A 17,268-nucleotide genomic window follows, 5' to 3' on the forward strand; every position below is an offset into this window, starting at 1 on the left:
GACCGGTGCGACCGCGCTGCTCACGAGGGTAGTGCGCCGCGGGCGGGGCTGCACGGCGGACGCGGCCGCCCGCGCGCCCGGTCAGTCGCCGCCCAGCGTGCGCAGCACGCGCGGGAGCTCGGGAGGGAGCTCGCCGGCGAGGAACCCGATGCGGCCGTGGAGCGCTGCCAGGGAGTTGCCAGCCGCGGCGTGCACGTGCTTGCCCCAGACGAGCGCCTGCGCCGGGTGCGCCTCCCTGCTGAGCAGACCGGTGACCGCGCCAGCCATGACGTCACCGCTGCCCGACGTGCCCGACCCAGCGTACCCGTCGGTGACCCGCCACACGGAGCCGTTGTGGACGACGGTCTCGTTGCAGGCCACGGCTGCGCCGTAGCGGTCGGCGGCGTCGAGGCAGGCACCGGCGACGTCCTCGTCCGCGAGGCCATCGCGCTGGACGAGCCGCGCCGGCTCGCCCGTGTTCGGGGTGAGGAGGAGCCGTCCGGCGAGTGCGTCGCGGACCTCGTCATCGGCGTCGGGCAGCACGGTGGCGGCGTAGGAGTCCAGGAGGACGGGCACGTCCGGCGGGAGCGCCCCGACGACCGCGACGAGGAGCCGCGCCGCGCCCTCAGCGTCGTCGAGACCGGGACCGAGCAGGAGCGCGCCCGAGCGACCGAGGTCGCCCTCGAGCACCTCCCGGGCGCCGACGCCGGTGACCGAACCGAGTCGGTCCTCCGGGAGGCCGAGGACGGCGCTCTCAGGGATGGCGACCGCGACGTGCGGCGCGACCGAGGCGGCGGTCGCCGGGGTGAGGCGTCCCGCGCCGACGCGCAGCGCGGCGAGCCCGGCGAGCATGACGGCGCCGGGTGTGGCACGGGCGCCGCCGACGACGAGGGCCACGCCGCGGGTGTACTTCGAGCCCCCCCCGGCTGAGGGAGCGGCCAGGCCCGGAGGAGGGCGGGGGTGACGAGGACGGGGTCGTCGGGCGTCCCGCCGAGGGCCTCGTCCGGGACGCGCGGACCGCGGGCGTCAGCCATCGGAGGGCTCCGGCCCGACCTCGTCGGAGGCGCCCGGCTGGTCGGTGACGCGCACGCCCTGCTCCGTGAGGTGCGAGCTGATGTTGTAGTCGTCGAGGACCCAGCCGGTAAGTGCCTCGGTGTCGCGGTGGAGCCGGCAGATCGCGGCGTTGCACAGACCGTTGGTACGGCTCGTCTCAAGGACCGTGCCCTCATCCATCCCGTCCGCGACGTAGCAGAATAGGAGGTTGACCACGTCGTGGGCGGTGACGAGCACGGTGGTGCCCTCGGGGACCGCGGCGAGGTCGGCCAGGACGCCTCGGACGCGCTGGACGACGTCGGCCCAGGACTCGCCGCCCGGCGGCCGGTAGTAGAACTTGCCGAGCCACTCGCGGCGCTCGGTCTCCTCGGGGTACCTCGCCTGGATGCCGGCGGCGGTGAGCATGTCGGTGATGCCCATGTCGCGGTCGCGCAGGCGCTCATCGACGCGGACGGGCAGCTCGAGCCCGGCGACGTCCATCGCCTCCTCGGCGGTCTGGCGCGCGCGTCGGTAGGGGCTGGTCCACAGGACCTCGGGGCGATCTGCCCCGGGCAGGGCGGCGAGCCAGGTGCCGACGGCTCGGGCCTGCTCGACGCCGAGACCGGACAGCTCGACGTCGGGGTCGCGGGCCGGGACCTCGATCCGCTCGAGGTGCTCCTTCGAGGCGAGCTCGGCGGCGACGTTGCCCTGCGACTGGCCGTGCCGCACCAGGATGATGCGCGTGGGGGTCATGGGACGAGGCTATCGGGCGTCCGGCAGCCTCGCAGCGCCGGCGTGACGGGCCGATGGGCTGCTCGGTCCGGGGACGGGCCCGATCCGGTACAGGCGCGCAGCGTTGCCGTAGAAGACGTCGTCGACGTGCTCGGAGGGGACGAGTGAGGCCAGCAGGTCGAGGTCCTCCGCCGCGAAGGGCCGTCGGGCGCGGGTCGACGGCAGGTCCGTGGCGGCCATGAGCGCCCCCGGGTCGACCTCCATGAAGCGAGGCACGACGTCGGAGGGGTCGAGGTCGACGCGGCCGAAGCCGTCGGCCTTGACGCGCACGCTCTTCTCCACGAGGCGCAGGAGGTGCGGCACGCCCTCGGCGGTCATGCCGAGGTGGTCGATGCTGACGGACGGCAGGGAGGCCAGGAGCCCGGCGAGCTCGGGCAGGTCGGCGGCGTCGAGGTAGAGCTCGGTGTGCCAGCCGGCGAGGTCGTGGACGCGCCGGGCGAGGGCCTCGAGGTCCTCGAGCCCCGCGGAGCCCCCGCGATAGAGGTTGAAGCGGACGGCGCGCACTCCCGCGGCGTCGAGCTCGAGGACGCGGCGGTCGGGGACGTCCGGGGAGAGCTGGATGACGCCGGCGAAGCCGGGGCCGAGCTCGGCGAGCGCGTCGACCATGTACTCCTGCTCGAGGCCCTGGAAGGAGCCGGCGACGACGGCTCCGCCCTCGACGCCGAGGCCGCTGGTGCGAGCGCGGTAGTCGCCGATCGTGAGGGGCTCGGGGACGTAGCCGTTGTTGGCCATGAGCGGGTAGGCGGGGTCGATGACGTGGACGTGGGCGTCGAAGAGGCGCGTCCAGGGACGCGCCCCTACGCGGTGCTCCGCTCCTACGGTGTCGGGCATGGTCACCTCCTCTCCACCGTCAGGGTACGGGCGCCACCGCGGTCGCGCCCGCCGGGTGGCGGGTGAGGAGACGCGGCGGGCCGGCGACCACTCGTGCGGTCGCCGGCCCGGGCAGCGCGTCAGGCGGCTGGGCTCAGCGGCTGAGCGGGACGCTCGCCTCCGCCGTGTAGGGCAGGAAGGTGAGGGACTCCTGGAGGTAGAGCTCGACGGACTCGGCGTCGTGCGAGATGTACCCGATGGACAGGTCCTGCCCGAGGTGGAGCTCGAAGTCGCCGCCACGGGTGGACAACAGGACGGCTCCGTCGATGGCGGGGGCCCAGATGACCTCGCCGTCGAGGATGCGGTCCAGGTGCTTGCGGACCGGGTAGCCGTCGTCGGTCTCCTCGGTGACGGCGGTCCACAGCTCGGCGGAGAGCAGGAGCGAGTACGGGCCCTCGACACCGGCGAGGCGCAGCTCCTTGAGGGCCGCGGCGACGGCGTCGGGCAGCTCCTCGATGGCCTCGGGAAGGGTGACGGTCTCGTTGTCGCTCGACGGGATAAGCCCCTCGATGCCGGAGCTCTCGAGGCCGGTGAAGACGAGGGCGTCCTCGGCGCGGGCGATCGTCTCGGCGGCGTCCTTGACGGGCTGCCAGTCGGAGTCCTTGGCCCCTCGGTCGACGTCGTCGATGGCCTCGCGGGTGACGCGGAAGGGGACTCGCAGCTCGACGACCGTGCGGACCTCGCGCTCGTGGGCCTCGACGCCCCCGAAGGGGACGTCGACGCTCTTGCGGTGGCCGGTGCGGACGGCGGCGAGGTCCTCGCCGTCGGGGCCCTCGACGTCGACGACGCGGCGCCCGGCGATCCAGCGGGTGAAGGTGCGGCGCGCCTCCTCTTCGATCTCCGCCCAGGCGGCGGTGGAGACGGGGGCGAGCTCGCGGTGCAGGTTGTTCATGCTTCCTCAGCCTTTCAGGCTTCCGATCCCGAGGGATCCGTCAGCCGGTGCGGTCGTGGTGGGTGTGCTGGTCGGTGCGGTGGTGGTCGGGGCGCTCGGCACGGGGGCGGTGGGCTGAGCGTCCTCAGCCGCCTCAGCGGGGTCGGAGCCACGTGGGAGCAAGGGCTCGGCCGTCTCCTCGCCGGCGTCGGAGGCGGTGGGGTCGCGGAGTCCGAGGGCGGCGGCCTGCGGCAGCCCGAGGGCGGGCTGGGTCGGGTCCTCGGGCTCGTCGTCCTCGCCCAGCAGGCCGGGGCGGGCGTGCTCCTCGGCGTCGTCGAGGAAGTCGGCCGGGGGCGCGAAGAACAGCGCGCCCGTCTCGGCGGTCGAGAAGTCGAGGATGCGGTCGTAGTTGCCCTCGGGCTCGCCGATGAACATGCGTCGGAGCATGAGCTCGGTGATGCGCGGGTCCGCGGCGTAGGACATGAAGAAGGTGCCCTGCACTCCCGAGGCGTCGCCGAAGGCGAGGTTGTCCCGCACGATCTTGTGCTCGTTGCCCTCGGCGTCCTCGATGGTGTTGAGGGCGACGTGGGAGTTGCGGGGCTTGACGTCGTCGTCGAGCTCGACGTCGTCCATCTTCGTGCGGCCGATGACGAGCTCCTGCTCGCGGGTGCTCAGGGCGTCCCAGGCGGTGAGGTCGTGGGTGTAGCGCTGCTCGATGATGTAGGAGCCGCCGGCCCACTCGCCGTCCGCGACGAGGGCGGACTCGACGGCCTCGCGGCCCTCGGGGCTCTCGGTGCCGTCGACGAAGCCGAGGGGGTCGCGGGACTCGCGGTAGCGGAAGCCGTGGACCTCGTCCTCGGGGGCGACGGCGTCCCCGAGCGCGCGGGTCACCTCGCGGACGACCTCGAAGCAGGTGTCGAAGGTCTGGGAGCGCACGTGGAGGAAGAGGTCCCCCGGGGTGGACGGCATGCCGTGCCGGGCTCCGGCGAGGGGCTCGAGGACGTGGAGGTGCTCGGGACGGGGCGTGGCGAAGAGCCGGTCCCAGGCGCGCGCGCCGATGCCGACGACGCAGCTGACGCCGGCCTCCGGCGAGCGGAAGGCGACCGAGTGTGCGAGGGACTCGATCTCGGGCAGGGTCTCCACGACGCGCGCCTCGCCGCCCTCGCGGATCGTGAGGGTGAGGAAGATGGAGGCTCTCGCGGGGGCGCCGAGGACGGCCTGCGAGAGCTCGATCGGGTTGGCGTCGGTCATGTCCCCGATGGTAGCCGGGGGCCACGACGCGGTCGCGGGGGCCTTGCTCGGGGCGAAAGCGGGACGGGACCCCGCGCGGCAGCGCGTCCGCTGACGGCGTCGCACCGGGAACGGCGTCGGGCCCGGTCCCGCAGGCGGACTGCGGCACCGGGCCCGACGCCCGCGCGCGAGCGGCTCAGCTCGAGGAGGAGGACGTGAGGTCGTAGACCGTGACGCCGTCGACCGTCTGGGCGGTGAAGTTCTCCTCCACCCAGCTCTGGATCGCCGAGGCCGTGGACTGGTCCCCGCCCATGCCTCCCTGACCGGCGTCGGAGACGATGTAGTAGTGGATCTCACCCTCCTCGACCCAGGTCTTGAACTGGGCGAGGGTCGGTGAGGAGCCGGATCCGGTGAAGCCTCCGATCGGCATGACCGAGGTCTCGGAGGCGAGCTCGTAGGAGGCGGCCGACTGGGAGGCCGTGATGGCGGCGGTCCAGCGGTACTGGCTCGAGTCCTCCTGGAGCATCTTGACCAGGGTCGACGACGTCGAGTTGCCCATGCCGAGCATGGCGCCCACGTTGTTGTTGCCGTCGGAGGACTGGCCGTCGGACCCGGTCGAGCCGGAGCCGGTCGAGCCGGCCTCCGTGCCCGACTCTGCGCCGGACTCAGTGCTGCTCGAGCCGGACGAGTCCCCGGACCCGCTCGTCGAGCCGGTGCCGGAGGGCGCCTGGCCCTCGGCTCCCTCGAGGGCCTCGCCGCTCGGGGGCTTCGCCGCCCTCGGGCGCCTCGCCGTCGGAGCCCGACGGCGGCTGGCCCATCTCGCCGTCGCCCGCCTCGGTGGAGCCGGACTCGCTGGAGGAGGTGCTGCCCGCGGACGGGGTCGCGGCCCCGCTCAGGGTGCCGGAACCGGCCGAGCTCGAGCCGTCCGAGTCGTCGGACTGCCCGCCGGGGCCGCCCTGGCCGCCCGCCTGGCCACCGCCACCGGGACCGCCGCCCATGCCGTCGCCGTTCGACGTCGTCGGGCCGGCGATCGGGATGGAGCCCGTGTGGGCGGACTCGATGGTGTTCGCGGACCATGCCACGGGGCCCAGGAGCGCGGCGACGATCGCGAGGGTCGCGGCCGCGCGGGTGATGAGGCGGCCGCGCCTCGTGCCCGGATCGGCCTCGTCCTTGCCGTAGCGCAAGGAGCCGGCGACCGTGAGGCCGATGGCGCAGAGCGCGCCCACGGCGAGGACGACCCACGTGAGCCAGGAGAACCAGTTCGTCGCCGTCGACAGCAGGAAGGCGCCCCAGGCGGTCGTGACGACCGTCGTGCCCGCGAGGGTGAACAGGACCCAGGCCTTGCGGGCGTGCTCCTTGGCGAGGCCGACGCCGATGCCGACGAGGGCGGCGATCGCCGGGGTGAGGGCCACCGTGTAGTACTGGTGGAAGGTGCCGGACATGAAGGAGAAGACGAGCCAGGTGACGGCGAGCCAGCAGAACCAGATGACGACGTGGGCGCGGCGGCCGTCGGTGCGGCGGGCGCGGCCGATGAGGATGAGCGCCAGGACCGTGAGGACGATCGCGGCGGGCGCGAGCCAGGAGACCTGGTTGGCGTAGGTCCCCTTCCACAGGCGCAGGAGGCCCGTGGCGCCGCCGATCTTGTTGTTGCCGGAGCCGCCGCCGGTGATGCGGTCGAGGCCGTTGTAGGCGAAGGTGAGGTTGAGGAAGGAGTTGTCCGTCGAGCCGCCCAACTAGGGGCGCGAGTCCTCGGGCCACAGCTCGACGAGCGCGACCCACCAGCCGCCGGAGACGATCATGGCGACGATGGCGAGGACGCCGTCGCGGATGCGGCGCTTCCAGGACACGGGCGCCATCCAGAACCACACGAGCGCGAAGCCGGGCAGGACCAGGAAGGCCTGCATCTGCTTGGTGAGGAAGGCAAAGCCGATCGCGACTCCCGCCCAGACCATCCAGCGGGTCCAGCCCTCCTCGATCGCCCGCAGCACCGCACCGGTGGCGAGGGTGAGCAGGAGGATGAGGAGCGCGTCGGGGTTGTTGAAGCGGAACATCATGACCGCGACGGGCACGGTCAGCAGCACGATGGCGCTGGACCAGGCGGCGAAGGCCGAGAAGCGGCGGCGGACGACGCAGTACAGGGAGGCGATGGTGCCGACTCCCATGGCCGCCTGCGGTGCGAGGACCGTGAAGGAGGACAGGCCGAAGGCCCGGATCATGAGGGCCGAGGCCCACAGGGAGGCCGGCGGCTTGTCCACCGTGATCGAGTTCCCGGAGTCCGAGGAGCCGAAGAGCATGGCCTTCCAGGACTGGGAGCCGGCCCACTCGGCAGCGGCGTAGAACTCGTTGCCGTACTTGGAGACGGTGAGGTCGTAGAAGTAGACGAAGGTGGCCAGGACGAGGAGGCCGACGAAGCCCAGCTTCTCCTTGCGGGACCAGTCGCGGGGCCGGGTCACGCGCGGGCGCTCGGCGAGCGCCGTCGGGCGGCCCGGGGCGGCGGGTGCGGCTGCGGCGGTGGGCGCGGCAGCGGCGGTACTGGCTCCTGAGCGCTTCGCGTCAGGCGTTGGCGAGGTCACGGTCGGACTCCTTGGGGCCGGCGAAGACCCAGTGCTTGAGAAGGGTGAACATGCCCTGATGCAAGGACCGGCCGCTGTGCCGGCTGGAGGTCGGTGCTGTGGTGGACCTGTGAGGCGGCCCGTGCGCGCGGTCCCAGCGCGATGAGCCTGCTCAGCCCGCTCAGCCGTCGGCGGGTGCCGCGAGCCAGGCGAGGGCGGTGGCCGCGAGCGCGGTCGTCCCGGTGACGAGGGTGGGCTCGATCGCGGGGGCGAACTGCGGGGAGTGGTTGGGGCGGACCGCCTCGGGGTCCGTGAACCCGCCGAGGCCCCAGTAGACGTAGGGGGCGCCGAGGGCCGTCGGGATGAGGGAGAAGTCCTCGGAGGCGGTCTGGGGCTCGAGGGTGCCGACCTTGTCCGCCCCGAGGGCGTCGATGAGGGCGGCGGCCGCGCGGTCGGTGGCGGCGGCGTCGTTCGTGGTGAGCGGGAAGGAGGTGGTGAGCTCGAGGTCCGGCGGGACGGGGCAGCCGGCCGCCTCGCGCTCGGCGGTGACGACGCGGCGGATGCCGGCGAGGAGCCGCTCGCGGACCCGCCCGGAGTAGGCGCGCACGCTCACGAGGAGCTCGACGCTCTCGGGAACCGTGTTGGCGGTGGTGCCGGTGTGGATCGCGCCCACGGTGACGACGGCGAACTCGCCGGGCGCGGTCTCGCGGGAGACGAGGCCCTGGAGGCGCAGGACGATGGCGGCGGCGGTGACGACGGGGTCGACGCCGAGGTGGGGCATGGAGCCGTGGGTGCCGACGCCGTGGACGGTGACGCGCAGGGCCGCCGCGGTGGAGAGCACGGGTCCGGGGCGCAGGACGACGGTGCCGGCGGGGGTGACGCCGAGGACGTGCTGTGCGAGGGCGACGTCGGGGGCGGGCAGGTGCCCGGCGAGGCCGTCATCGAGCATGGCTCGGGCGCCGGCGCCGAGCTCCTCGGCGGGCTGGAGGACGAGCTCGAGGGTGCCGTGCCAGGTGGGGACCTCGGCGAGGAGCCGCGCGGCGCCGAGGAGGGCGGTGACGTGGACGTCGTGGCCGCAGGCGTGCATGACGGGGACGGTCTCGCCGTCGGCGGTCGTGGCCGTGGCGGTGGAGGCGTAGGGCAGGCCGGTGTCCTCGCGCACGGGCAGGGCGTCCATGTCGGCGCGCAGGAGGACGGTGGGCCCGTCGCCGCGGCGCAGGAGGCCGACCACTCCCCCGCCGACGCGGTGCGTCTCGTAGCCGAGGGCGGCCAGGTGCTCCTCGGCGAGGGCGGCGGTGCGCTCCTCCTGGAAGGAGAGCTCGGGGTGGGCGTGCAGGTCGCGGTAGAGGTCCTCGAGGTCGGGGCGCAGGGCCTCGGCGCGCTCGCGCGGGCCGGGCGCGCTGGTGGGGGCTCCGGTGCCGGTGGTGGTCACGGTGCGCTCCTCGGGTGGTGGTGCCGGGCGGGCTGGTGGTCGGGATCGTAGGGCGGCCGGCGCCGTCGCCTCCCCTGCTGGGCGCGGCCGGGCCGGGTCCCCGTGAGGGCGAGGACCCCGGCGCCGAGGACGGCGAGGGCGGCGAGGACCGCCCAGCCGGGTGCGCGTGTCCCGGCCGGGGCGAGGGCGAGCAGCGCCCAGGTGAGGGCGGTGATCGCGGCGATGACGAGTGCGCGGGCTGCTGCTCGGCGGATGACGCGTCCGGGGACGACGGCGCGGGCCGGTCCGGCGGAGGCGATGACGAGGCTCGTGTGCTCCGTGAGGAGCGCGAGGGCGAGCGCGAGGGCTCCGGGCGAGGCCGGGTCGTGCCCGCCGAGGGCCCAGGCGAGGACGACGACCGCGGCGGTGGCGGGCCAGGCGGCGGACTCGGGGGCGATGGCCGCGCAGGCGGCGCCGAGGACGGTGATGAGCAGGAGGACGGTGGGCGTGCCGAGGGCTGCCGCGGTCGCGACGAGGACGAGGGCGCCGACGGCGCGCACGAGCACCTGCGTGCGGGACAGGTGCCGCGGCAGGCGGCGGACGAGGGCCCGGCGCGCCCGAGCGGCACGGCCGGCGCGGCCCAGCGGCGCGGAGGCGGAGGCGGAGGCGGAGGCGGTGTCACGCGCGGTCATCGGCGGCTCCTCCTCGCGCTCAGGGCCTCGAGGGTCGCGTCGAGGGTGCCGGGGCCGCGCCAGGCGGCGACGGCGACGCCGCGACGGCGCAGGGCGTCGGCGGTGCGCTCCCGCTCGAGGCGGACGAGGCCCCAGGCGGCCAGGGCGACGGAGTCCTCCCCGGCGGGCTCGGTGGGGGCGGTGTCGATGACGAGGACGTCGAGCCCGGCGCTCGCCCGCTCGACGGCGGCGTCGACGAGGCGCCTCTCGGTGAGCGGGGAGAGGACGACGACGAGGGTGCCGGGGGCGAGGTCGAGACGCATGCGCTGCCCCTCGCCGGAGCGGTCGGAGTCGGGGACGGTGCGGGCGAGGGTGCCGAGGACGCGGGTGAGCTGGCGGCGCCCGGCTCTGGCGGGGACGGGTGCGACGTCGGCACCGAGGACGCGCAGGGCGACGCGGTCGCCGGTGCGGGCGCACCAGGCGGCGACGGAGGCGGCGGCGTGCACGGTGCGGTCGAGGCTGCCGCCGTCGGCGCCGGGGAGGTCACCGTAGGCGTCGACGAGGAGGAGGACCTCGGCGTCGTTCTCGGCGAGGGTGGTGCGCACGTGGAGGCGGCCCGTGCGCGCGGAGGTGGGCCAGTGGACGTGGCGGGGGCGGTCCCCGGGGCGGAACTCGCGGATGGCGTCGAACTCGACGCCGTCGCCGCGGCGGCGCCCGCCGTGGACGCCGAGGAGGGTGGAGGGGTGCGGGACGGGGGCGTCGGCGTCGAAGGCGCCCGGGGCCGGGGCGGCGGTGAGGCGGACGGGGTTGCGCCGCTTCCAGCGGGCGTCCCAGGCGCCCCAGGCGCTGCGCAGGTGGAGCTCGCCGGTGGCGAGCTCGGTGGGGCCCCAGGAGCGTGGCTGGACGGTGAAGGCGGTCGTGACGGAGCCGACGGGACCGTCGGGTACGGCGAGGTCGAGGACGCCCTCGGGTGCGAGCCGGAGCCCCGGTCCGGCGCCGAGCTCGTGGCCGACGGTCTCGGCGCCCTCGGTGCCGGTCGTCACGGCGCGGACGCGGACGGCCTGGGCCTCCAGGAGGTCCCCGGAGGCGCCGAGGACGGCGGTGGCGGGGCGGCCGCTCGGTCGGGCGAGGGCGCCCCGGGCGGCGACGAGGAGCATGGGGGCGGCGAGCACGACGAGGTCGGGCCGGTGGAGGAGGACTGCGGCCAGGGCGGTGAGGACGCCGACGCCGACGGCGGTGAGGTGCAGGACCGTGGGTCGCCACTCCCCCGCCGGCTCAGCGCGCTCGACCGTGCCGGGCACGGAGGTGCCGGGCACGGCGGAGCGCGCCCGGGCGCCGCCGCCCGGTCCGGGCTCGAGCCGCTCGCTCACTCGCGCGCCCCGGGCACGGGCACGGTCTCGAGGGCCTGCCGGACGACGTCGGCGCCGGTGACGGCGGTCATCCACAGCTCGGGCTTGATGGAGATCCGGTGGGCGAGGACCGGGACGGCGACGTGCTTGACGTCCTCGGGGGTGAGGTAGTCGCGGCCGCCGATGACGGCGAGGGCGCGGGCGACGGTGACGAGGGCGAGGGAGCCGCGCGGCGAGGCGCCCATCTCTACGGCCGCGTTCTCGCGGGTGGCGGCGGCCAGGGCGACGGCGTAGCGGCCCACGGAGGCGTCGACGTCGACGGCCTCGACGGCTGCCTGGGCGGCGAGGAGGCCGGTGGCGTCGGTGACGGCGGGGACGGTCTGCTCCTCGGTGCGTCGGGCGACGCGGCGGGCGACGACGTCCCACTCGTCCTCGAGCGCGGGGTAGCCGAAGGACAGGCGCATGAGGAAGCGGTCGAGCTGGGCCTCGGGGAGCTGGTAGGTGCCCTCGTGCTCGACGGGGTTGGCGGTGGCGATGACGTGGAAGGGGCGCGGCAGCGGGAAGGTGGTGCCCTCGAGGGTGACCTGGTGCTCCTGCATGGCCTCGAGGAGGGCGGCCTGGGTCTTGGGCGGGGTGCGGTTGATCTCGTCGGCGAGGAGCAGCCCGGTGAAGACGGGGCCGCGGCGGAAGGTGAACTCGGCGCGCCGCTGGTCGTAGAGGAAGGAGCCGGTGAGGTCGCTCGGCAGGAGGTCCGGGGTGAACTGGGCGCGGGCGAAGTCGAGGCCGAGGGCCTGGGCGAAGGAGCGGGCGGCGAGCGTCTTGCCGAGTCCCGGGTAGTCCTCGAGGAGGACGTGCCCGCCGGAGAGGATCCCGGCGAGGACGAGCTCGAGCTCGGCGGTGTTGCCGACGACGGCGCGGGAGACGGAGGCGAGGACCCGCTGGGCGAGGTCGGCGGCCTGCGCGGTGGTCATCGCTTGGGCTGCCACGGCGGCGGGCTCGGGCGTGGTGGGCGTCTGGTGCTGCTCGGTCACAGTGCGTGGATCCTCTCGATGAGGGTGGTGAGCGCCCGGGTGGTGCGGGGCGGGGCGGCGCTGCCGTCGACGAGGGCCCAGAGCTCTTCGCCGAGGGCGGCGCGCGCGGCGTCGGGGTCGGTGGCGGCGTCGACGCCGTGGTGCTCGCGGAGCCGGTCGGTGGCGAGCGCGGCGAGGCGGGGGCGCACGCCGGTGGTCCAGGTGCGCTGGTCGGAGGCGGAGCGGAGCATCCAGTCGACGTCGGCGAGGTGCCGGTCCCGCGGCGGGGCCGGTGCCGTGCGCGGCGGCTCGACGGGGAAGGCCGGGGAGGCGGGGCGCAGACGGCTCAGGCCGGCCCAGGTGAGGACGGCGACGAGGACGGCGAGGTAGGCGGCCGGGTGGACCCGGGTGCCGACGACGCCGAGGAAGGCGAGGGCGCCGCAGCCCGCGGCGGCGAGGAGGACGGCGTGCGTCCAGGCGAGGGGCTTCACGAGGGTCTCACCTGCCCGGCCGAAGCGCCGTCGGTGAGGGAGACCGGTGCTGCGCCGGTTCCGACCCCGAGGGCGGCGTGGACGCGGTCGAGGTCGGCGACGGCGCGACGGCGGTGGCCCTCGGTGAGCTCGTGCCGGGAGAAGCGGGCCTCGCGGAAGAGTCCGGCGAGGTCGGCCAGGGCGTCGGCGGGGGCGCTCGCCGTCGACAGGACCCGGACGACGAGCTCGGATGAGGTCTCGGTCGGGCGGCGCACGACCCCGGCGTCGGCGACGGTGCGCTCGAGCTCGAGCCAGGTCGCGACGACGGCGTTGCGCGGCGTGCCGTCGGTGAGGAGCCGGGCCTGGCGGGCGGCGCGCTCCGCGGTGAGGACGGAGAGGTCGAGGACGCCGTCGTCGCCGAGGGCGTCGTCCTCGGGGGACGACGCGCTCCGGAGACGTCGCAGGAGCGCGCGGAGGACGAGGACGGCGACGGCGAGGGCCGCTGCGACGGCGACGACCACGACGAGGGTGGCGATGACGCGCCAGGCCGTGTCCGAGTAGCCGGCGCTCGTGACGTCCGGGGGCAGTGGCGGCTGGGTCGCCTCGGCGGTGGCGGCGGGCGCGGGGACCGCCTCGGAGCCCGTCGTGCCCACGGAGGTCGGCAGGGCGAGGATGGGCGCGTCGGCGAGGCTCGCCCAGGCGACGAGGGCGAGGCCGAGGACCGCGGCGAGGGCCCCGAGGAGCCGCCCGGGGCCCAGGGCCGCGCTTCGAGGGCGGGAGGGTGCGGCGGAGCGCGTCATGCTCGTACGGCCTCCTCCCTCGGGTGCCCGAATCCTATCGGCGCGGCGCGGCCAGGGAGCTGCGTCGGTGGGCTCAGTACCCGAGGACGGTGAGGAGGCAGCCGACGACGGCGAGGATGACGAAGATCCAGTCGAGGAGGCGCAGGCGCCACACGGCCCAGCGGGCGTGGCGCTCGGCGCGCTGGAGCGCGGTCTCGGAGTCGTCCTCGACGGGCGTCGGCGGCGGGTAGCTGGCCGGCAGCTCGGGGGCGGGCTCAGCCTGCTCGACCGCATCGTCCGCGGTGCCCGGATCCGTCCCGGGCTCCGACGGAGGGGCGCCGTCCGCCGCGACCTCGGCCCCGTCGTCGTCGGGGGCGGCGGGCTCGGCGGCCGGGGCCTGCCCGGCCCCGCGCAGACGGCGCATCCCGATGACGGACCAGATGAGCAGGAGGACGTCGACGCCTCCGCCGACGACCGGCGGGACCCGGAAGGCGACGGTGTGCAGCGAGACCGCGAGGCCCACCATGACGAGCATGCCGAGGATGAAGCAGGTGACGAAGGCGCCGCGGTGGCGCAGGATCCGGCCGAAGAGGACGACGGTCGTGATGATCATGACGGCCAGGACGCCGAGCGCAGCGAGCTGGCCCCAGAAGAAGAGGAGGCTGCGTCCCTCGCGGAAGGCCTCGAGGGCGGAGACGGAGCCGGGGACGGCGACGATGCCTGCGGCGATCGGGGCCAGCATGGCGACCCAGTCGCGGGCGCGCGGGGCCGGCGTCTGCGGGGCCTCGGCGGCCGGGGCGGACTCGGACCTCGGGTCGGCGGTGGGAGCTGTCATGGGGGCGTGCGTTCTCGGTCTGGCTGGGCTGGCGGGACAGGGCAGACGTTAGGTCGACGCCCGGGGATCGGCGGCACGACGCGCCGCGTCCGGGGCGCGCCCGGCGGAGGTCACGGCGAGGGGCGCCGACCGCGTCTGTCACGAGCGGCACGTCCGAGGGCGCGCCGCGATGCCGTCGGGTCCTGGCGGGTGCGATGGTGCGAGGCTTCGGGCATGACGAGCACGCACGCCCTCACCCGCGAGGTGCTCGGCCCCTGGTCGCTGGCGACGAGCAAGGTCTTCTGGGCCGGCTTCACCCCCAACCGCCTCGGCGCGGGCCCCGGTCCGGACGCCCTGGCCACCGCCTTCGTCTGCGAGACGGACTGGAGGGCGGCGACGGCTCTCGTCACCCAGGAGCGGACGACGGCGCGGATCGAGGTGACCGGCGACGGCGACCTCGATCCGCCGCCGAGCAGGCGGCGCGCTTCCTCGCGCTCGACGTCGACGCGACCGCCTGGCCGGAGGTGGGCGAGCGGGACGCCGTCGTCGGTGAGGCGCAGCGGACCCTGCCGGGGTTCCGGCCCTGCGGCTTCCACTCCCCCTACGAGGCCACCTGCAGGGCCGTCCTCTCCCAGCGGGTGCGCGTGCCCGTCGCGGCGGCGCTGCGCCGCGGGATCGTCACGAGCCACGGCGAGGACGGGTGTTCCCCTCCCCCGGGGCACTCCTCGGCGCGCTCGAGTCGGGGCGGCTCACGCTGCCGGGCCGAAAGGCGGAGTACCTCGCGGCGGTGGCCGAGGCGGCCTTCGAGGGTGTCCTCGACGGGCCCCGGCTGCGCGCGCTCACGGAGGAGACGGCGCGTGAGGAGGTGCAGGCGATCCTGGGGATCGGTCCCCTTCGCCGCCGACCTCATCCTCGTCCGCGGCTGCAACGCGACCGACTGGCTGCCGCGCGCGGAGCCGCGACTCGAGCAGGAGATCACGGAGCGCTACGGGGCGAGCGCGAGCCTGACGGCGGTGGCGCAGGCCTGGCGGCCCTTCCGGTCCTGGGCGAGCGTGTACCTGCGCGCCGCCCGCGAGGGCCGACTCCACGAGATGGGCTGAGCCTCGTCTCCGGGGCTCCCTCGATAAGAGGGTCGGATTCGTGTCCGACCGCCCTCGTACGCTCTCCCGGTCCCGCCCGCTCTCCCCTGAGGTGCCCCGTGCCGGCCGAGCTCCCCTCCCCTGACGACGTCGAGGTACCGGAACCGCGCCTTCATGGCCCTGTGGACGGGGCAGCTCGCCTCCGCGCTCGGCTCGTCCATGTCGACGCTCGCCTTCAAGCTCGTCACCCTCGCCGTCACCGGCTCGGCGCGCACGGCGGGCCTCGTCGGAGGGGCGGGCGCGCTCGGCGCCTTCCTCGTGGGCCCGTTCACGGGCGTCCTCGCGGACCGGGTCTCGCGGCGCCGCATGATCGTCGCCGGGAACCTCGTCGGGGCGATGCTCTTCGGCGCCCTCGCCGTCGCGGGTCTCGCCCACGCGCTCACCGGCCCGCTCCTGCTCGTCATCGCCCTCCTCTCCGGGATGAGCAGCACCGTCGTCTCGCCCGCGCTGTCGGCCGCGGTCCGCACCGTGGTGCCCGGCTCGCAGCGCGCCCAGGCCTCCGCCTACGCCAGCGGGCGCGCCGACGCCGTCTCGCTCGTCGCCCCGCCCGCGGGAGGCGGCCTCATCCCGCTCGGCTACGGGATCCCGTTCCTCGCCGACGCCGTGAGCTAGGTCGTGGCCGCCGCGTCGGTCCTCCTCGTGAGGCACCCGCTCACGGCGCCGGAGCGGGAGCGACGGCCCTTCTGGCACGAGATGGGTGAGGGCTTCGCCTTCCTGGGCCGGCACACGACGCTCATGGCCTTCCTCGTCCGGTCCGCCACCTTCAACCTGGGCGTGTCCACGGTGACGACGGCGACCGCCCTGCGACTCGCCGACCGCGGCCTCCCGACGGCCCAGATCGGCATGGTGGACACGATCGCCGCCGTCGGAGGGCTGCTCGGGGCGACGATCGCCGTGCGCGTCGTCAACCGGGTCCGCACCGGCGTGTTCTCCGTGGTGACGTCGACAGTCCTCGGAGCGCTCTTCGCGCTCACAGCGCTGTCGGGCTCACCGTAGGTCGTCGGGGCGCTCTTCGCCGCCGGGATGGTCCTCATGCCGACGAACAACTCCGGCGTCATCGGCTACTTCTCGCACGTGGCCCCCAACGGGTTCCAGGGGCGCTTCTTCGGCGCGAGCGGCCTCGTCTACGGCGTGCTGCGCCCGCTCGGGCCGTTCTTGGCGGGCATGGTCCTCGCCGACTGGGGCGGGGACGCCGCGGTCTGGCTGGGCAGCGCGCTCATCGCGCTGAGCTGCCTGCCGATCCTCCTCGTGCGCGAGCTGCGGACGCTGCCCACCCCCGACGAGTGGTCGACCTGGGCGGAGATCGGGGACGCGGGCTGAGGGCGTCGGCCCGAGGCCTCGTCGGCGGGAGGCGCCGATGAGCTCGTCAGCGATCGTGCTGCGGGAGTAGAGGACGTAGCGGCCGAAGCGCGCGGCGTCGAGGAGACCGGCGGCCGCGAGCGCGCGCAGGTGCTGGTTGGCTGCGCTCGTCGTCACGCCCATGAACAGGGCGATGGCGGTCGAGGAGGCGGGCTCGTCGAGGCTCAGCAGGAGCCTGGTCCGGGTGGCGCCGAGCACCCCAGTCAGGCCCGGGGCGGCGTCGGGCTCAGAGAAGGACAGGCGTCCTCGTCCGCGCGCCCGGTAGGAGATGACGAGGTCGGCGACGTCGCGGTTGGGGACGTTGTGGTTCCACTTCACGAGCGTCGGCAGGAAGGTCAGCGGCGTGCGCGAGACGTCCCACGCGTGCTCGTACTCCCCGCGGAACGGGAGGACGACGTCCCGTCCCTCGATGACGGTCTTCTCCTCGACGCCCTTGATCGCGGCCGCCGGGCCGAGCGTGGCGAGTTCGTGGGCGCGGAAGGTGACATCGGCGTCGAGGACCGTCTTGAAGCCCTTCCACCACCGAGCCATGCAGGCGTCCCAGTACTCGTCGAGGATCTCGAGCGCGCGCCGCCGAACGTCGTCGTCGCTGCGCCCCAGCTCCGTGGGAAGACCATCGGGCCAGCCGTACTCGAGGTCCTCGCGCCAGCGTGCGGCGGGGACCTCGCCGACACGACGCAGCTCCTCGGCGAAGGTCGTGGCGCGTACGCCGGCCGGTCGCAGGAGGACGTCGGGGACGTCCTTGCGCTCGTTGATGAGGGAGAGGACGCGGTCCTCACCGACGCTCGCCCGTCCCTCAGCCGTGTCGCGGTACCAGGCCTCGTGGAAGGGGTGCCGCTCCGGGTAGCGGACGATCATCGTCGAGAGCGCGAGCTCGGAGAGCGGGTTCGGTGCGAAGCGCACGTTGGTCAGCCCGTTGACCGCCCGGAGCTCCCCCATG

At 75.1% G+C, this 17,268-nt stretch carries 19 protein-coding genes; 3 read left to right on the forward strand and 16 right to left on the reverse strand.

Features of this window, described 5'->3' with window-relative positions; translation table 11 throughout:
• Positions 1–81: 81 nt before the first annotated feature.
• From AXF14_RS00600 to AXF14_RS00670, 15 genes are all read right to left on the reverse strand, one after another.
• Entirely contained in the window at positions 82–876 is a 795-nt protein-coding gene (locus tag AXF14_RS00600; protein ID WP_211260108.1) for an ADP-dependent NAD(P)H-hydrate dehydratase, read from the reverse strand.
• A gap of 129 nt (positions 877–1,005) precedes the next feature.
• Positions 1,006–1,764 (reverse strand): histidine phosphatase family protein, encoded by a 759-nt coding sequence (locus AXF14_RS00605; protein ID WP_067939064.1) that lies wholly within the window; start codon positions 1,762–1,764, stop codon positions 1,006–1,008.
• A 9-nt stretch (positions 1,765–1,773) separates the two neighbouring features.
• Complete coding sequence (locus AXF14_RS00610; protein WP_084355238.1) at positions 1,774–2,634, reverse strand: amidohydrolase family protein; 861 nt, start codon at positions 2,632–2,634, stop codon at positions 1,774–1,776.
• A 133-nt stretch (positions 2,635–2,767) separates the two neighbouring features.
• Positions 2,768–3,565: a family 1 encapsulin nanocompartment shell protein gene (locus tag AXF14_RS00615; protein ID WP_067939068.1), complete on the reverse strand. Its 798-nt coding sequence runs from the start codon at positions 3,563–3,565 to the stop codon at positions 2,768–2,770.
• A 6-nt stretch (positions 3,566–3,571) separates the two neighbouring features.
• The gene (locus tag AXF14_RS00620) at positions 3,572–4,795 is read right to left on the reverse strand and encodes a Dyp-type peroxidase (RefSeq protein WP_084355239.1); all 1,224 of its coding nucleotides are present in this window, start codon (positions 4,793–4,795) and stop codon (positions 3,572–3,574) included.
• A gap of 175 nt (positions 4,796–4,970) precedes the next feature.
• On the reverse strand, positions 4,971–5,342 hold the full coding sequence (locus tag AXF14_RS00625) for a mannosyltransferase YkcB-related protein (protein WP_150118372.1): 372 nt from the start codon (positions 5,340–5,342) through the stop codon (positions 4,971–4,973).
• 97 nt (positions 5,343–5,439) lie between these two features.
• A complete protein-coding gene (locus tag AXF14_RS00630; RefSeq protein ID WP_067939072.1) occupies positions 5,440–6,507 on the reverse strand; it encodes a hypothetical protein in 1,068 nt (355 codons plus the stop codon).
• Positions 6,508–7,347, reverse strand: a complete 840-nt coding sequence (locus AXF14_RS00635; protein ID WP_067939075.1) for an ArnT family glycosyltransferase — start codon at positions 7,345–7,347, stop codon at positions 6,508–6,510.
• 160 nt (positions 7,348–7,507) lie between these two features.
• Entirely contained in the window at positions 7,508–8,758 is a 1,251-nt protein-coding gene (locus tag AXF14_RS00640) for an amidohydrolase (RefSeq protein WP_084355240.1), read from the reverse strand.
• Positions 8,755–9,429, reverse strand: coding sequence for a hypothetical protein (locus AXF14_RS00645; RefSeq protein ID WP_067939077.1), 675 nt, complete (start codon positions 9,427–9,429; stop codon positions 8,755–8,757). The genes AXF14_RS00640 and AXF14_RS00645 overlap by 4 nt, the downstream gene beginning before the upstream one ends.
• Positions 9,426–10,778 carry a DUF58 domain-containing protein gene (locus AXF14_RS00650; protein ID WP_067939080.1) on the reverse strand — a complete coding sequence of 451 codons (1,353 nt, stop codon included), beginning with the start codon at positions 10,776–10,778 and terminating at the stop codon, positions 9,426–9,428. The genes AXF14_RS00645 and AXF14_RS00650 overlap by 4 nt, the downstream gene beginning before the upstream one ends.
• Positions 10,775–11,788: an AAA family ATPase gene (locus tag AXF14_RS00655; protein WP_236755720.1), complete on the reverse strand. Its 1,014-nt coding sequence runs from the start codon at positions 11,786–11,788 to the stop codon at positions 10,775–10,777. Before AXF14_RS00655 ends, AXF14_RS00650 begins: the two co-directional genes overlap by 4 nt.
• Positions 11,785–12,258: a hypothetical protein gene (locus AXF14_RS00660; RefSeq protein WP_067939082.1), complete on the reverse strand. Its 474-nt coding sequence runs from the start codon at positions 12,256–12,258 to the stop codon at positions 11,785–11,787. Before AXF14_RS00660 ends, AXF14_RS00655 begins: the two co-directional genes overlap by 4 nt.
• Positions 12,255–13,037, reverse strand: coding sequence for a DUF4129 domain-containing protein (locus tag AXF14_RS00665; RefSeq protein WP_067939084.1), 783 nt, complete (start codon positions 13,035–13,037; stop codon positions 12,255–12,257). The genes AXF14_RS00660 and AXF14_RS00665 overlap by 4 nt, the downstream gene beginning before the upstream one ends.
• Positions 13,038–13,110: 73 nt before the next feature.
• A complete protein-coding gene (locus AXF14_RS00670) occupies positions 13,111–13,851 on the reverse strand; it encodes a hypothetical protein (RefSeq protein WP_067939087.1) in 741 nt (246 codons plus the stop codon).
• A gap of 836 nt (positions 13,852–14,687) precedes the next feature.
• Here AXF14_RS00670 and AXF14_RS14055 point away from each other — a divergent pair.
• From AXF14_RS14055 to AXF14_RS00685, 3 genes are all read left to right on the forward strand, one after another.
• Entirely contained in the window at positions 14,688–14,930 is a 243-nt protein-coding gene (locus AXF14_RS14055; RefSeq protein ID WP_211260109.1) for a hypothetical protein, read from the forward strand.
• A gap of 120 nt (positions 14,931–15,050) precedes the next feature.
• A complete protein-coding gene (locus AXF14_RS00680) occupies positions 15,051–15,581 on the forward strand; it encodes an MFS transporter (RefSeq protein ID WP_257721782.1) in 531 nt (176 codons plus the stop codon).
• 3 nt (positions 15,582–15,584) lie between these two features.
• On the forward strand, positions 15,585–15,965 hold the full coding sequence (locus AXF14_RS00685; RefSeq protein ID WP_067939093.1) for an MFS transporter: 381 nt from the start codon (positions 15,585–15,587) through the stop codon (positions 15,963–15,965).
• Here AXF14_RS00685 and AXF14_RS00690 read toward each other — a convergent pair.
• Entirely contained in the window at positions 15,957–17,267 is a 1,311-nt protein-coding gene (locus AXF14_RS00690; protein ID WP_067939096.1) for a hypothetical protein, read from the reverse strand. The genes AXF14_RS00685 and AXF14_RS00690 overlap by 9 nt on opposite strands.
• Between the last annotated feature and the right edge of the window lies 1 nt (position 17,268).

Source organism: Actinomyces radicidentis (assembly GCF_001553565.1).
In the GTDB taxonomy this organism is placed as follows: Bacteria; Actinomycetota; Actinomycetes; order Actinomycetales; family Actinomycetaceae; genus Actinomyces; species Actinomyces radicidentis.

Coding starts and splice junctions, on each gene's coding strand:
- AXF14_RS00620 (WP_084355239.1), bottom strand. CDS start 4,795: ATGACCGACGCCAACCCGATCGAGCTCTCGCAGGCCGTCCTCGGCGCC.
- AXF14_RS00615 (WP_067939068.1), bottom strand. CDS start 3,565: ATGAACAACCTGCACCGCGAGCTCGCCCCCGTCTCCACCGCCGCCTGG.
- AXF14_RS00665 (WP_067939084.1), bottom strand. CDS start 13,037: ATGACGCGCTCCGCCGCACCCTCCCGCCCTCGAAGCGCGGCCCTGGGC.
- AXF14_RS00645 (WP_067939077.1), bottom strand. CDS start 9,429: ATGACCGCGCGTGACACCGCCTCCGCCTCCGCCTCCGCCTCCGCGCCG.
- AXF14_RS00690 (WP_067939096.1), bottom strand. CDS start 17,267: ATGGGGGAGCTCCGGGCGGTCAACGGGCTGACCAACGTGCGCTTCGCA.
- AXF14_RS00625 (WP_150118372.1), bottom strand. CDS start 5,342: ATGCTCGGCATGGGCAACTCGACGTCGTCGACCCTGGTCAAGATGCTC.
- AXF14_RS00610 (WP_084355238.1), bottom strand. CDS start 2,634: ATGCCCGACACCGTAGGAGCGGAGCACCGCGTAGGGGCGCGTCCCTGG.
- AXF14_RS00670 (WP_067939087.1), bottom strand. CDS start 13,851: ATGACAGCTCCCACCGCCGACCCGAGGTCCGAGTCCGCCCCGGCCGCC.
- AXF14_RS00605 (WP_067939064.1), bottom strand. CDS start 1,764: ATGACCCCCACGCGCATCATCCTGGTGCGGCACGGCCAGTCGCAGGGC.